Annotated in this window: 16 protein-coding genes; 8 read left to right on the top strand and 8 right to left on the bottom strand. The window is 50.0% G+C overall.

From position 1 onward, the window contains the following. Window positions 1-3: 3 nt before the first annotated feature. Window positions 4-282 carry a YxcD family protein gene (locus GYMC10_RS11690; protein WP_009591356.1) on the top strand — a complete coding sequence of 93 codons (279 nt, stop codon included), beginning with the start codon at window positions 4-6 and terminating at the stop codon, window positions 280-282. 172 nt (window positions 283-454) lie between these two features. Here GYMC10_RS11690 and GYMC10_RS11685 read toward each other — a convergent pair whose 3' ends face one another. The 3 genes from GYMC10_RS11685 to GYMC10_RS11670 all read right to left on the bottom strand — a co-directional run bounded on the left by GYMC10_RS11685 (window position 455) and on the right by GYMC10_RS11670 (window position 2,248). Then, window positions 455-928, bottom strand: coding sequence for an immunity 63 family protein (locus tag GYMC10_RS11685; RefSeq protein ID WP_261979686.1), 474 nt, complete (start codon window positions 926-928; stop codon window positions 455-457). Window positions 929-1,273: 345 nt separating this feature from the next. Then, window positions 1,274-1,489: a bacteriocin immunity protein gene (locus tag GYMC10_RS11675; protein ID WP_009591395.1), complete on the bottom strand. Its 216-nt coding sequence runs from the start codon at window positions 1,487-1,489 to the stop codon at window positions 1,274-1,276. Between the two features lie 156 nt (window positions 1,490-1,645). Continuing rightward, the gene (locus GYMC10_RS11670; protein ID WP_015734643.1) at window positions 1,646-2,248 is read right to left on the bottom strand and encodes a TetR/AcrR family transcriptional regulator; all 603 of its coding nucleotides are present in this window, start codon (window positions 2,246-2,248) and stop codon (window positions 1,646-1,648) included. Between the two features lie 168 nt (window positions 2,249-2,416). On the opposite strand from GYMC10_RS11670, the gene GYMC10_RS11665 reads away from it, so the two are divergent. The 5 genes from GYMC10_RS11665 to GYMC10_RS11650 all read left to right on the top strand — a co-directional run bounded on the left by GYMC10_RS11665 (window position 2,417) and on the right by GYMC10_RS11650 (window position 6,297). Then, a complete protein-coding gene (locus GYMC10_RS11665; RefSeq protein ID WP_015734642.1) occupies window positions 2,417-2,974 on the top strand; it encodes a hypothetical protein in 558 nt (185 codons plus the stop codon). Then, complete coding sequence (locus tag GYMC10_RS11660; RefSeq protein ID WP_261979761.1) at window positions 2,971-3,465, top strand: hypothetical protein; 495 nt, start codon at window positions 2,971-2,973, stop codon at window positions 3,463-3,465. The genes GYMC10_RS11665 and GYMC10_RS11660 overlap by 4 nt, the downstream gene beginning before the upstream one ends. After that, window positions 3,428-3,619: a hypothetical protein gene (locus GYMC10_RS32915; RefSeq protein ID WP_261979685.1), complete on the top strand. Its 192-nt coding sequence runs from the start codon at window positions 3,428-3,430 to the stop codon at window positions 3,617-3,619. Before GYMC10_RS11660 ends, GYMC10_RS32915 begins: the two co-directional genes overlap by 38 nt. Before the next feature lie 100 nt (window positions 3,620-3,719). After that, a complete protein-coding gene (locus GYMC10_RS11655; RefSeq protein WP_015734641.1) occupies window positions 3,720-5,558 on the top strand; it encodes a UbiD family decarboxylase in 1,839 nt (612 codons plus the stop codon). Between the two features lie 211 nt (window positions 5,559-5,769). Beyond that, window positions 5,770-6,297 (top strand): GNAT family N-acetyltransferase, encoded by a 528-nt coding sequence (locus tag GYMC10_RS11650; RefSeq protein WP_015734640.1) that lies wholly within the window; start codon window positions 5,770-5,772, stop codon window positions 6,295-6,297. Between the two features lie 28 nt (window positions 6,298-6,325). On the opposite strand, the gene GYMC10_RS11645 is transcribed toward GYMC10_RS11650, so the two are convergent. Beyond that, complete coding sequence (locus GYMC10_RS11645) at window positions 6,326-7,123, bottom strand: formate/nitrite transporter family protein (protein WP_009591400.1); 798 nt, start codon at window positions 7,121-7,123, stop codon at window positions 6,326-6,328. Between the two features lie 327 nt (window positions 7,124-7,450). Between GYMC10_RS11645 and GYMC10_RS11640 the strand changes: the two genes are divergently transcribed. Then, a complete protein-coding gene (locus GYMC10_RS11640; RefSeq protein WP_015734639.1) occupies window positions 7,451-8,047 on the top strand; it encodes a YjgB family protein in 597 nt (198 codons plus the stop codon). 90 nt (window positions 8,048-8,137) lie between these two features. On the opposite strand, the gene GYMC10_RS11635 is transcribed toward GYMC10_RS11640, so the two are convergent. The 3 genes from GYMC10_RS11635 to GYMC10_RS11625 form a co-directional block, all read right to left on the bottom strand. Continuing rightward, window positions 8,138-9,139, bottom strand: coding sequence for a phosphotransferase enzyme family protein (locus tag GYMC10_RS11635; protein ID WP_015734638.1), 1,002 nt, complete (start codon window positions 9,137-9,139; stop codon window positions 8,138-8,140). Further along, complete coding sequence (locus tag GYMC10_RS11630) at window positions 9,136-10,122, bottom strand: formylglycine-generating enzyme family protein (protein WP_015734637.1); 987 nt, start codon at window positions 10,120-10,122, stop codon at window positions 9,136-9,138. Before GYMC10_RS11630 ends, GYMC10_RS11635 begins: the two co-directional genes overlap by 4 nt. An 83-nt stretch (window positions 10,123-10,205) precedes the next feature. Further along, entirely contained in the window at window positions 10,206-11,666 is a 1,461-nt protein-coding gene (locus GYMC10_RS11625) for a sulfatase (protein ID WP_015734636.1), read from the bottom strand. 244 nt (window positions 11,667-11,910) lie between these two features. Here GYMC10_RS11625 and GYMC10_RS11620 point away from each other — a divergent pair, with 244 nt between their 5' ends. Then, entirely contained in the window at window positions 11,911-12,714 is an 804-nt protein-coding gene (locus GYMC10_RS11620) for a helix-turn-helix transcriptional regulator (RefSeq protein WP_015734635.1), read from the top strand. A 17-nt stretch (window positions 12,715-12,731) separates the two neighbouring features. On the opposite strand, the gene GYMC10_RS11615 is transcribed toward GYMC10_RS11620, so the two are convergent. Then, a complete protein-coding gene (locus GYMC10_RS11615; RefSeq protein ID WP_041622138.1) occupies window positions 12,732-13,337 on the bottom strand; it encodes a class I SAM-dependent methyltransferase in 606 nt (201 codons plus the stop codon). Between the last annotated feature and the right edge of the window lie 9 nt (window positions 13,338-13,346).

Here is a 13,346-nt window from a genome sequence, read left to right as displayed (position 1 = left end):
TCCATGGTTTTAAGCATGGACGAAATCGTCAATGCGGTCTGCCTTCACCAAGCGGAACGCAGAGGCGTCAAACCAACGGACGTATCGCTTGAGCTTAGCTGGGACGAAGATACGGGATATACGGCCGAAGTATGGGTCAACGGAAGAACGCAGTATTTGATCGAGGCCAACCTCATCGAGGCCATTCTCCGCTACCTTCATTCCGAGTACAATATCCGCGCATACAGCGAGCAGGTAAGACTTGAGCTGGAAGATGAAATTATCGCCATTGTTCAGCAATAAGACTATGAATTAAAAAAAGCAGCCCTTCGCCATTGTGCGAGGGGCTCCTTTTTGAATTACCAACATGAAGATCAGTTCGTACACCTCAGAAAATATCCGTCCAAGAAAAGCACTTCAACCATTTCGGGCCCCTCTCCTATTCATCATGCGAGTTATACGCACGCCATAATGATTAGCTTCGCTCAGTGCATTTACCTGCGTTTCTGCCCGGATTAGACGACTCAAGCTCTTTCCGCTTGCCTGCCTTATGCCATTCCTCATACTGTCCTCCGATCTGAAGAAAGGATTCATTGATCATGTCCTTCATTTCTTGGATCTCATCCTTGGTATACTTCAAATGGGTGGTTACGTTATCCACCTTGTATTTTTGCAGAAGCTTGAGATGGGCTATGGTATGAATGGTATCCTCCAGGATCCAGAAGACCACTTCATCGGGATCCTTGGTCCGCTTGCTGAGCATTTTCACGCCTCTTTCATACATAGCGAGCTCGCAATCCTGCTCTCCGACCCGCACAACCGGACTCAAATCACCGATATACCACTCTTCAAAAGGTAGCGTGGCCACGCTCTCGTATTCAGGATCATATATGGAGGTCTTATGAAGCAGATGAAGGATTTGATCGATTATTTCTAGTTTTGTAAGCATAGTGGACATCTATCCCCCTCAGGAGCCAGGTAAACAACGCGGGATGGTTAATGGTTTTATCAACGCAAGGGATCTCGGTTCTTCCAGAATATCCAGCGTTCTGTTTCGCAAATTTGGGCTGTGCCTATACTGTATTCATCCCGGATGCCGCTTGCCAGGTTAATCAGGTGCAGCATTCCGCCATATGTGCCGACAAGCAGATGATTCTCAATCGCGTCGCGATCACCCCGTAAATTGTGCTTCCTACAATTTAACGCCATATTTCTTTACCTTCATGATGGATATAACGGAGGTATATCAAATACTTTGGTGGTGGTCTGTCTTTATCTCCAGTTTCTATATCGCTCACAGTACTATTGGCTTATAATTCAATGCCTTTTCAACGATTTCCTCAGGTGTAAGATCTTCTTCCGGCCAAAAAATCAGATTGCTGATGTCAGGGTGAGGCACATTCCTTTGCAGCAGATTTATCCATTCCCCTGCCTCTTCCTCGCTGCCTTCCCCATTATACAGTCTTGTCACCAGATCAACGATTTGCGCTTTCGTTAATAATTCGTTCATGTACAGTCCTTTCTAGTAATCGATCCAGCGCCGAATAAATTCCTTCTCAGAGTTATTCAACCGCTTAAGCGAATTTTCATTCCCCTACCATTACACCATTCAAGACATCCCCCGTTTAGAGCACTCCCGTAACAGCTGATTATGGTTAAAACCGTATCAACTGCCTTCTTGTTTTTGCCCGGCTAAACCGTAAAAGAAAAGCTCCATCAAGGTCTCCATGCTCCCGTTGACATATTCCCGGTTCCCCGAATCCCAGCGCCGCCCTAGCTCATTCATGAACATCGAGAAGTACTGCATCGTAACCTCTTCGGTTTGGTCCTTATGAATATAACCTTCTTGTTTCCCCAGCGCGACAAACTTCATGAAAAAATCTTTCACCTTCTCCTCACTGTACCGTTGGATGGTCTGACTAATGCCACGTTCCTCGGAGGTTTGGAAATTCCGGAACTCTTCCGATAAAAAGGTCAGATTCTTAGCCTCCAACAGCATGATTTCTCGGGTCTTCTCGGCAAAAGAGCGCGCGGAATCCAGAATGCGCTCATACACCTCCAACTGCTTGTCCGTCCAATACATGATCATTTCCAGATAGAGCTGATCTTTGGTTCCAAAATAGTTATATATCGTCGCAGGTGACACGCCTGCCTGTTGTGCGATTTCGTTAACGCTAACCTTTTGGTAACCGTGCCTTGAAAACAGCTGGAAAGCAGCATCGAAGACCTGTTCCATTTTTTTATGCTTTCTGCGCTCATACCCGTTCATGCGTTCTCCACCTCAAGTGAAGTATATATCAAGTTTTAGAGTAGTTCAATGTTTTCACTATAAATCAATTGACAACCACCTATTCGAAGTTATAATCTTTTTGTAGTAAAACGATTTATTCACTACATAATTTTAAACTAAATTACGACGAAATGAGGGCGGTATGTGATGAATGTAATAAGGATTCCTTCGATTCTGCATGAGGTATTCGGTGAGCAGCAATCCGTTGGCACGATTCTCGTCATCTTGGCGTTCGGCGGATGTCTGACCACAGCGGCAAGCCTTGTTTTTCCGGATATCCTGCATTCTTTGCCTTTATGGCGCGGTATCCTTGCTTTATTGTTTATTTTCGATATTTTCTGCGGCTGTATCGCCAACTTCACTCGCTCGACCAGTAATTTCTATGCAGCCCGTAAAAAACAGCGGATCGTGTTCATTGCCATTCACGTCCATATTCTCCTGGTAGCCGTATTGCTGGATACCGACATGGCGTATGCGGTGGGAATATGGGCATATACCATCACTGGAGCCGTGATCGTGAATGCGCTGATCGGGAAATCATCACAGCATTTTATAGGAGGCTTGCTCCTGTCGATCGGCATAGGGGGTACGTTTTTGCTGTCCAGCATCCAGCCCTACATGTTAATGGCCGGCACCCTGTTTATGCTGAAAGTATTGTACAGCTTTGCTATCGATCATTATGGGGGAGCTGTAGAGAAAGCATGAATACTTCATGCAGAGTATCCAAGCTGGCCAAATCGGATAAACTCTTATTTTCATCCATTATGAGCCGGGCATTTGCCCGGGATCCTTTGTTTCTGCATGCATTTGGCGATCCGGGGCTTGATCGTAAATCAAGAAGCAGGGCGGCCGCATTTATCTCCTTCATGTTTGACAAAAGCTTTCTGCTGAATGAAGAAGTATGGGGCTTTTTTGAAAACGAAATCTTGCTTGGTACCTACATTGTAGAGAAATCCGGCTTAAGCAAGCTTAAGCGTTTTAAGGGCGCTTTGGGGCTGATTGGGAGACTCTTACCGTTGTTATTCCAACTCCCAGTCAAAACATTAGGGTTCCTGAACTCCTATATGAGAATTACGAGATCGGCTGCACCTTCTGCTCCGCACCATTATCTCGTTCGGAGTGAATCCGGAGGTCCAAGGCAGGGGAATTGGAACAGCAATGCTGCTGCACCTGCTCCAAGTGGTTCATGCGGATAACAAATCACATGGAATCGCGCTCGATACTGAGAATAAGGAGAATGTAAATCTGTATCTAAGGCGGGGATTTGCTTTAAGGCATGAAGAATATATCAACGCCCTAGCCGTGTATTGCATGTTCTATCAGAAAAAGCTCTCTGATATGGTTCTTTGAAGATACGATTCGTCCCATCTATATTAGGTGTCATTGACCTGTGCTCCGAGATTGTCGATAATAGTAGAATAAGTTCACTATCTTCGATTGGAGCTATGTAATGAAATATCATAATCTGGAAGAATGCATCGTTGATTTGGAGAGACATGGGCATTTGGTTCGTATACAGGAAGAGGTCGATCCTCATTTGGAAATGGCGGCCATACATATGAAGGTTTATGAGGCAGGCGGCCCGGCGCTCCTGTTTGAGAATGTAAAAGGTTCAAGGTTCCGCGCGGTATCCAACCTGTTCGGCACGATCGAGCGAAGCAAATTCATTTTTCGTGAAACCTTCGAATCTACGCAAGACGTAATCGCGCTGCGCAACGATCCGATGAAGGCGCTCAAAAATCCTTTTAAATATATCGGGACGGGACTGGCAGCCAAATCTGCACTGCCGATCAAAAAAACAGGTGCCCTGCCACCCGGATTTCAGGAAATCCAAATTTCCGATCTGCCGCTCATTAAGCACTGGAAGGACGACGGCGGCGCTTTCGTCACGCTGCCCCAAGTGTATTCCGAAGACCCGGAGAAGCCGGGCGTCATGAATTCCAATCTAGGCATGTACCGGGTTCAGCTCACAGGCAATGATTATGAACTGAACAAGGAAGTCGGCATCCATTACCAAATCCACCGGGGCATCGGCATCCATCAAGCGAAGGCGAATAAGCTGGGTCAGCCGCTGAAAGTGAGCTGTTTTATCGGGGGGCCCCCTGCCCATACGATTTCAGCGGTTATGCCGCTGCCGGAAGGCATGAGCGAGCTTACCTTTGCCGGACTGCTGTCGGGACGACATTTCCGGTACAGCTATGAGGATGGTTACTGCATCAGCCACGATGCGGATTTTGTTATTACGGGGGAGATCCATCCCGGCGAAACCAAGCCCGAGGGACCTTTTGGCGATCATCTGGGTTATTACAGCCTGGTCCATCCGTTTCCCGTCATGCGAGTGCATAAAGTCTATGCCAAGCAGCAGGCCATCTATCCGTTTACGGTCGTCGGGAGACCGCCGCAGGAAGATACGTCCTTCGGGGAGCTGATTCATGAGCTGACCGGCGGGGCGATCCGGCAAGAAATTCCGGGGGTCAAGGAAGTCCATGCGGTTGATGCTGCCGGGGTACACCCCTTGCTCTTTGCCATCGGCAGCGAGCGGTATACCCCATATCAACAAGTAAAGCAGCCGGCTGAGCTTCTCACCATCTCCAACCGGATACTGGGCACGGGCCAATTAAGCTTGGCCAAGTATTTATTCATTGCAGCTGAAGAGAAGCAGCCTTTAAGCACGCATCGCATCGAGGACTTCTTGACCTATATATTGGAACGCATCGATCTGCAACGGGACATCCATTTTCAGACCAATACCACGATCGATACGCTCGATTATTCCGGAACCGGACTCAACACCGGCAGCAAGGTCGTATTTGCGGCGGTCGGGGATAAAAAAAGGGATTTGTGCCAAGCGGTGCCTGAGGCGTTAACGGATCTTCCCGGGTATGCGCCCGCAAAATGGATCATGCCCGGCATCGTCGCCATCCAGGGAGCCCCTTTTACGAGTTATTCCGATGTGGCGCAGGAAATGTCGAGCCTTAGCGATGCCATCCGGGAACGAGGTTCGCTTCCTTCCTGCCCGATGATCATTCTGTGCGATGACAGTGAATTCATGAGCGCAACGCTCAACAATTTTCTCTGGGCAACCTTTACGCGCAGCAATCCTTCCCACGACATACACGGCGTCAACAGCCGCTATGAGCACAAGCATTGGGGCTGCGACACGGTCATTATCGATGCCCGTACGAAACCGCACCAAGCCCCTCCGTTGATACCGGACGCGGAGGTTGAACGCAGCATCCAGCGTTTGTTTGCGAACGGCGGCAGCTTAAGCCGCATTTCGCTGCGTTAAAAGCTTAGAACCGCGGGTGAGCCTGTAACAGGAAGTGAAGGGATAAAATTGTAAAGGGCTGGTCCAACGTCCATTTGACTTTGCGACCAGCCCTTTATTTTTTTATGGAAACAACGCGAATTCCGTGCAATCCTCTTCTCTTTATCAATACATCTTATATAATGAAATCTAATCCATATTAGCCAATACTGTTTATCCAGGGAGGGAGATCATGTTTCCAGAATTAGAGACTCAACGATTAAGGCTGCGTGAAATCCGTCTTCAGGATGCCGAGGCGATCTACAGCTGCTTCTCGCATGAGCAGGTGACCCGCTATTACGGTCAAGACACGTTGACCAGCCCCGAGCAAGCTCGCCGATTCATTGAGCTGTTCGCGAACAACTACGCAGAACAGCGCGGGATTCGATGGGGCATCGAAAGGAAAGAAGCCCACGGCCTGATCGGGACGATCGGATATAACGCATGGTCCCCACGGCATAGAAGAGCAGAAATCGGATATGAGCTTCATCCCGACTTCTGGAGGCAAGGGTATGCCAGCGAAGCGGCCTCCGCCATCCTGGCATATGGATTTCAGGAGCTTGGCCTAACCCGCATCGGTGCCGTCGTTTTTATTGAGAACCAGGCTTCCCACGCACTGCTGGCCAAGCTCGGTTTCGAAGCGGAAGGAACCCTGCGCCAGTATATCTATCAGAACGGCACGGCGCACGATACGCGGGTGTATTCATTGTTACAAGGCTAGCGGAGCTAAGCTTGCGCACTTCCAAACCTTATTCACCAGAGGATTCCTTCGCATCCAGAAAAGGCTTGTTCACAAAATAATACATAAAGCCCATCAACAGAACGCCACCGATCAAATTGCCGAACGTTACCGGAATCAGATTATGCAATACGCCATCAAACGAAATGGTGCCCGGATGATTCAGCACGAGCGCAATGGCAAAGGTGCACATGTTCGCAACGCTGTGCTCGTATCCGGAGATGAAAAAGCAGAAAACAAACAGCATCATGGCAAACATTTTGGCTCCGTCGCCCTTCAGGGACATGGGGATGAAAAAGGCAAGGCATACGAGCCAGTTGCACAGTATCGCTCTAAAAAACAGCTGCACCGTCGGGGTGGTCATTTTGTGTTCCACCACATTGAGCAGAAATCCGTTCACGGAGGAATCGGTGAATAATCCCGTTAAGAAAATCAACAGCGCAAACGTGCAGGCCCCCAGGATGTTTCCTGCATAACTGAAGATCCACAGCTTGACTACTTCCAACCACTTTAATTTCTTGCGGAGAGCGGCATACGTGTAATAAAACGTATTCCCTGTAAACAAATCCCCTCCCCCGTACGCGATCAGGATAATCGCCGCGCCAAACGTAAGGGCAGCCATCGGATAAGTCAGCGGGGAATGCTCCAGATAAAAAAAGTTGCCCGTCTTAAAAGCGACAATGACGCCAAAGCCGATAAACATGCTGGCGAGCATGGAGCGGGCGATGTAGCGCAGCTGGCTTTGTTTAAAAATTTTGTGTTTTTTGAGAGCAAGCTGCTCCACCTTGAGTAAGGATTCGGTTTCCATAATTCCTCCTGAAAAAGTCGGTTCTATATAGATTACACGATTTTTCCAAAAATTCATATCACCTCTGTACTATTACCCCATTTTCCGAATAACGCTCAGGTCATGGACGGATTCATCAATGTTCGGCCGACTGGCGTACCCGATTCATCGTTCAAACCATTAGTCAAGCAAGGCTTCTTATTTCAGGTATCAAATCTGCAATGTCATCTTCATAGAATCGTAACCCATTGCCCTTAAGCATCAACTATCATGGGAAGATAAGTCAGGATCACTTGTTTGATACGCAGCGCATGTGGTAAGTAGTTGTTACAAAGGAGAGGATGCAACATGAACTTGAAGCAACCAGCTAAAAAAGCAATCGTCACTTTGACTATGGCGGGCGTCGTCGGCCTTAGTGCATTCGGAGCAAATCATGCTGTTTTGCCACTGCAGCAGGCTGAAGCCGCCACGGCGGCAAACGCCGAGGATTATGCTGCCGAGCACGCGCTCAAGACGCTCAACAGCTTTTATAAACCTGCATTGAAGGGACAATTCCCCGGTGCGGTTAGCGGCTTAACGATCGGTAAAAGCACGAAGCAGGACGTGTACAAGGCCATTGGCGAGCCTTCCGTGCCAGGCAAGGATGCCGATGCCTTCGACGTATACGGGGCCAACATGGGGAATCCGGGCTACGCCTTCTCCTACAAGCTGAATAAGATTCGCGAAATGCGTTATTTTGGCACCAATGTGGAACGACAGACGAACATCGGCGGCATCACCATGAAAATGCTGAAGAAGAATTGGTTTGCTCCGGATGCCACGACCACATTCAAGAACGGAAAAACGAAGCAAACCAAGCTGACTTACCATCGTGGAGCATATAAGTTGGAGTTTATCTTCAACAGCAGCACGGACCTGGATCATATTAATCTGCTGAAAAAGTAACGGTTGAATCAATTCATTTTAATTTTCTTGAATAACGGTTCGTCACATTAAGAAAAACCCCGGTCTCTTGAAGAGATCGGGGTTTTTGGTTTACATCAAATACTGTGTTAACACGTCTTCCATCCATGCCTGACTTTGCTCCAGCCGCTTCAATCCGGCTGCCAGCATATCGATCTGCTCCTGCAGCACATGGGACTCATCGGTCCCTTCCCGGTAGCGGCTCAAAAAATGCAAGAAAACGTCAACCAAACGCAAGCGCAGCAGTACCGGTATGGCAGCAATCTCCTCTTCGGTCAGCCGTACGCGGCTGGCAAAGCCTTCGCAGAACTGCCGGATAGCGTCCTTCTCTTCCGCCATTCCCAAAAATCCCGAAATAACGACCGCAGGTTCCATCGCCCTGACATCCTTTGTGCAAAACTCGAAGTCGAGCAAAGCGATGACCTTGCCCGATTGTTCCGAATCTACGAGCAGGTTCGAAAAGTTCAGGTCCCCGTGGACCAGCTGCTGCGGCAGATTTTTCAGGGATTCCAGCCTGCCGGATATCTCGGTGTACGCTTCTTGAAGGATTTGCAGCGCGTTTCCTTGTTCCTGGAACTCGACGGGCGGTCGCTTGCAGAAATCCTGAATGAACGTCCTGCTGCATGAAGGATACGATTGAAGCAGCTCGTAATAGGGCGGATACACCGGCTCCATTCCAATCGAACAAGCCGCAAGTGCACCTACCAGTTCTCCCGTTTTTTCCCCGAAGGAATAAGTCGCTTGAATGCTCTCTTCATCCGGTCGCGCTCCTTCAATGTATTCGAATAGGCAAGCGTATCGAGCACTTCCGTCCTGAACCCGAACCATCTTATCGCCAGACGTTGATGGAACAGGCGTTGGGACCTTAAAGCTAAGGGGTGCCCGCTGGAGCGAGTCCAAAACCGCAAACTCGAATTCGATCCTTGCCTTGTCACGATGGGTATTGTAAATGCGCATGACCGAACGCCGATGCGGGTTATGAATAAAAAGGGTCGTATTGTTCCAGCCCGTAGGGCCTTTCACCGTATCTCCGTACCACTCGGGCCAATACGATTGCAGAAGCTGCTGAATCATGATCCACCATCCCTCACCACCCGGAAACCGCAGTTGCCCGTCGAGCTGTCGGGTGTATTCCCGCTCCGCGCCGCGACTCGATACCGGTTGCAGTAGGATCTGTGGCACAGGTACGAACCCCCGCGCATCGACCTTCTGCCGGTAGGCTCCCCATAGAACGGATTGATGGCCGTGGTCTGTTGATGATACGACGGGCTGAACCAATCGCCGCACCATTCCCATACGTTGCCGGACATGTTGTACAGTCCGTATCCGTTCGGTTTGTAAGCAATCACCGGCGCGGTTCCGATGTACCCGTCGCTGGCGTTATTTTTGACCGGAAATTTGCCCTGCCATATGTTGCATTGATGCTCTCCGTCCTGTTTCAGCAGATCTCCCCATGGATAGGTCTTGCCCTCCAATCCGCCGCGCGCCGCATATTCCCATTCCGCTTCCGTCGGAAGCCGCACGCCCGCCCATTGACAGTAAGCCTCGGCATCGTTCCAGGATATATGTACCACCGGATGGTCCATCCGGTCTTCGATGCTGGAATCCGCCCCCTCGGGTGCTGCCCAGTAAGCCCCTTCGACCACCAGCCACCAAGGCACCTCTTGCGGCACCTGGGCTACTGCTGCCTTCGTTTCCTCCGAAGCCAGCAGTTCAAATACAAACGACCAGCCGAACCGTTCCGCTTCCGTCACATAACCGGTGGCTTCCACAAAACGTTGATATTCCCCATTCGTTACGGCATGGGGCGAGATCTCAAATCCGGAGACGGTTACGCTGCGAGCCGGCCCTTCGCCGTCACGAGGGAAACCTTCATTCGAATTCGTGCCCATCGTAAACGTCCCTCCAGGCAGCTTGATCATATCGGTATGAAGATCAGGATGAGACTGTTCATCATACTTTTCGTCTCCCATAGTGCCAATAAGAGCCTTCTGGCCGGATCCCGTCGACTGCACGTGCGCTCTGGATCCTGCGCAGCAGGAATGTGGTTCTCCCATGTTATCTGTTCCTCCTATCCTTGATACGGAGAACAGGATAACCGCTTTCAAAGCGGTTATCCTGCTTCACCTTGCTATTGCGATTACACGAACTCCCGAGGATGGCGGCGCATCAGCTCCGGCACCGCTTCTCCCCGGCCCGTGTTCTTCAAACGCTCGATATACCGGGGCAAATGACCTTTGGCGTGGTAAGGTCCCCCCTCTTTCATGACCGTCCACAATGGATCCACGTCAAACGGCATTGTCGACATCATTTGATCATGCCACTCATTCAGCAGGTAGACGGCCTCCCGGCAAAGATCCGGTCTTTGAGACGCCTGGTTGTGCTGTTCATAAACGTCCTCGGTGATATGGAACAGCATTTCTTTGTCGAACAGATGAAAACCGTCATGATAGGTGCGAATGTACAGCCAATCTCCAAACCGCACGCTTCGCTGGCAGACGTGTGCACATTGGGATACCACCAGATACTCCCTGCCGCTCTCGCGTCCGCTTCGCAGGGTCTCGGCATAACTGATTCCATCCCAGCTTCTTGCCGGTGCCACGTTCATATATTCCGCCATCGTAGGCAGTAGATCCAGATGATAGTGCAGATTGCGATCCGATATCCCTTGCATGATGCCGGGTCCTCGGATAATCATCGGAATGCGGCAGGTTCCCTGATCCGCTGTGGCATGTTCGCCATAAATCCCAAGCTCCCCCATGTTCTCGCCATGATCCGCCGTTATGATTACGATCAAGTCATCCATAACACCCTTGGATTCCAACAGCTCGAAGATGGCCCCGATATGCTCGTCCATATGCCGGATGCCGCAATCATAGCCGTCCACCATCGTCCGCAAATCCTCCATCGTCCGAATCTCTCCGGGATGACGCGGGTAATCGGGGGATACATCACTATTATACATGTTAATTTCGTTTACACCATGCGGGCCGACCTTCTTCTGATGCTCCTGAAGCACGTCTTCGGATAACCACTCCGGAAGAGGATCATGCTCGAACGGATTGCCCAGCGACTGAGGTGCACGATACGGCGTATGCGGATCCCAGAAGTTCACATAGAGCATCCAGTTATCTTCATCGGCGTTGCGATCCAGCCAGTCCAGCACGACCGGAGACACTTCCTCAGCCGACTCCAAGCCGCCTTTGCCTGTATTATACATTTCATTGAAGCCCGCATAGAAGGTCCAGGCGGAATGCCGCTCTCCGAACGGACTGATCAACGCGGTTTTCATGCCGGCACGGCGAAAAATGGCGGGAAAACTCTCCGAAGCCAGCTTGTCGCGGAAATCCCGCGTAATGCCTTCATGCCGGACGTCCGCTGCCGAGCCTCCATGGCCCACGACCCCGTTATGAATGCCGAACTTGCCGGTCATCAGCGCGGTTCTTGATGGAAAACATGGAGCGTCGGAGGTATAGTAATTGTCGAAGCGTACGCCTTCCGCCGCTATCCGGTCAATGTTGGGCGACGTATTCCGATGGTATCCGTAGCACCCTAAATGATCCGGTCTGGTCGAGTCCAAATCCAGCAATAATACTCTCATACACGCATCGCTTCCTTCCTCATCCCTTTTCTCATATCCTTCCTGTCAGCGTTTACAGAATGACTGCTTTTGACAGAAATTATAGGCCAATGCTTCGTGTTGAGTCGATGTACATTTCGTTAATTTGTTGTACGATTCTACTCCAAGTTTAGTCAGGAGACTTGAAAACACCAATGAACACCTACTCAAGTAAAGCAAAAATATGCTAGGCTATAGGTATAAAATCACTGCGAGGTGCTTGTCTGTGATCCAATTAATGAGCGTGAATTTTGATGATCATATCCCGAACTGGCGGACTCAGCTTGAGACGATCCGTTACAACGTGCTTGTTGTGGTAAGAGAAGGCAAAGTGAGGTATGAAATCAATGGGGAGGAGATCATTGCGGAAGAAGAAGACGTGCTCTTCATCCCGCAATCGACGAAACGGAGCGGCGGCAACTGGAATGATATCCCCCATCGGAAATACACCATTCTCTTTACGATGGATCCTCAGATACCCACAGGCATCCCGTTTCTGGATGGGGGGCAATTCCTCAAATTCAACCTTGTGCATATTCAGTATGCCTACTGCCGCTGCGAGCGATTATTCGAGGAGATGCGCGGCGGCAAAAGCTACCGCTCCATGATCTGTCAAGGCATCATGCAGGAGCTGCTCGGCATGTTGGCCCGGGAACTAGAGAAGACCGAGCTGCCGCCAAGCAAAAGAAACTATGCGGACACCATCAAATCGTATCTGTTGGACCATTATCGCGAACCGATCGAAATCGATAAACTCGCAAAGTTAATCCATCGTTCCCCCAATTATGCCACCGCCCTCTTCAAGGAGGTGTACGGTCATTCCCCGATTCGGTACATGCACCAGCTGCGCGTGCTGGAAGCGTGCGGCTTGCTGCTTCATTCCGATATGACAATCGCTCATATCGCCCACTATCTGGGTTATTATGATACGTCCTATTTTTATCGCATGTTTAAAAAATACACCGGTCTTTCACCCTCCGACTATGTGCAACAGGGCGACCGGTCCGATGTATCCAAGCTGTTCACCTAATGCTTAATCGCAAATATTTATTTGATTGACGGCTTTTGCCCCGCAAACTGAATGACATGGGACAAGCCCTGATGCCCCTGTCCTTCCTGCCTAACGACCTCACCCATGAAAAAATGGACAATTCGCCAATCCGCAAAAGCTTCGAGGAAATCCCCGGGCGCGTATAAAAACTGAGGATCTTGCGGTCCCCCGCTTCGATAAGGAATCTGGTACGGGGAATACACTTCGGTGAGAAAATATCCTCCCGGCTTCACCGCGGTTTTCACGCCTTCCAACGTCCTTGTTCTCAATTCTTTGGGAAAATGTCCGAACACGCAAATGATCTCATCCCATTGCTCCTTCGTCCACTGCGCTTCCCCAAGGTCCACAAGCTCGGTGTGAATCTCAACGCCACTGGCTTCGGCCAGCTTATTGGCTTTGTTCAGGCCGGACTCCGCATAATCCCACACGGTAACGTTCATGCCTTCGCGAGCCAGAAACACCGCATTTCGTCCTTCGCCCTCCGCGATCGCAAGCGCATTACCCGTTAATGCCAACCTCTTATGCATGTCGGCTATAAATACATTGGGCTCGGTTCCAAAGACATAGTCTTCGCCCTGAAACCGTTCATTCCATGGATTCATCATTGGATC

Origin of the sequence: Paenibacillus sp. Y412MC10 (assembly GCF_000024685.1) — a bacterium.
Lineage (GTDB): Bacteria > Bacillota > Bacilli > Paenibacillales > Paenibacillaceae > Paenibacillus_AQ > Paenibacillus_AQ lautus_A.
This window is presented reverse-complemented; position numbering and strand designations above follow the sequence as displayed.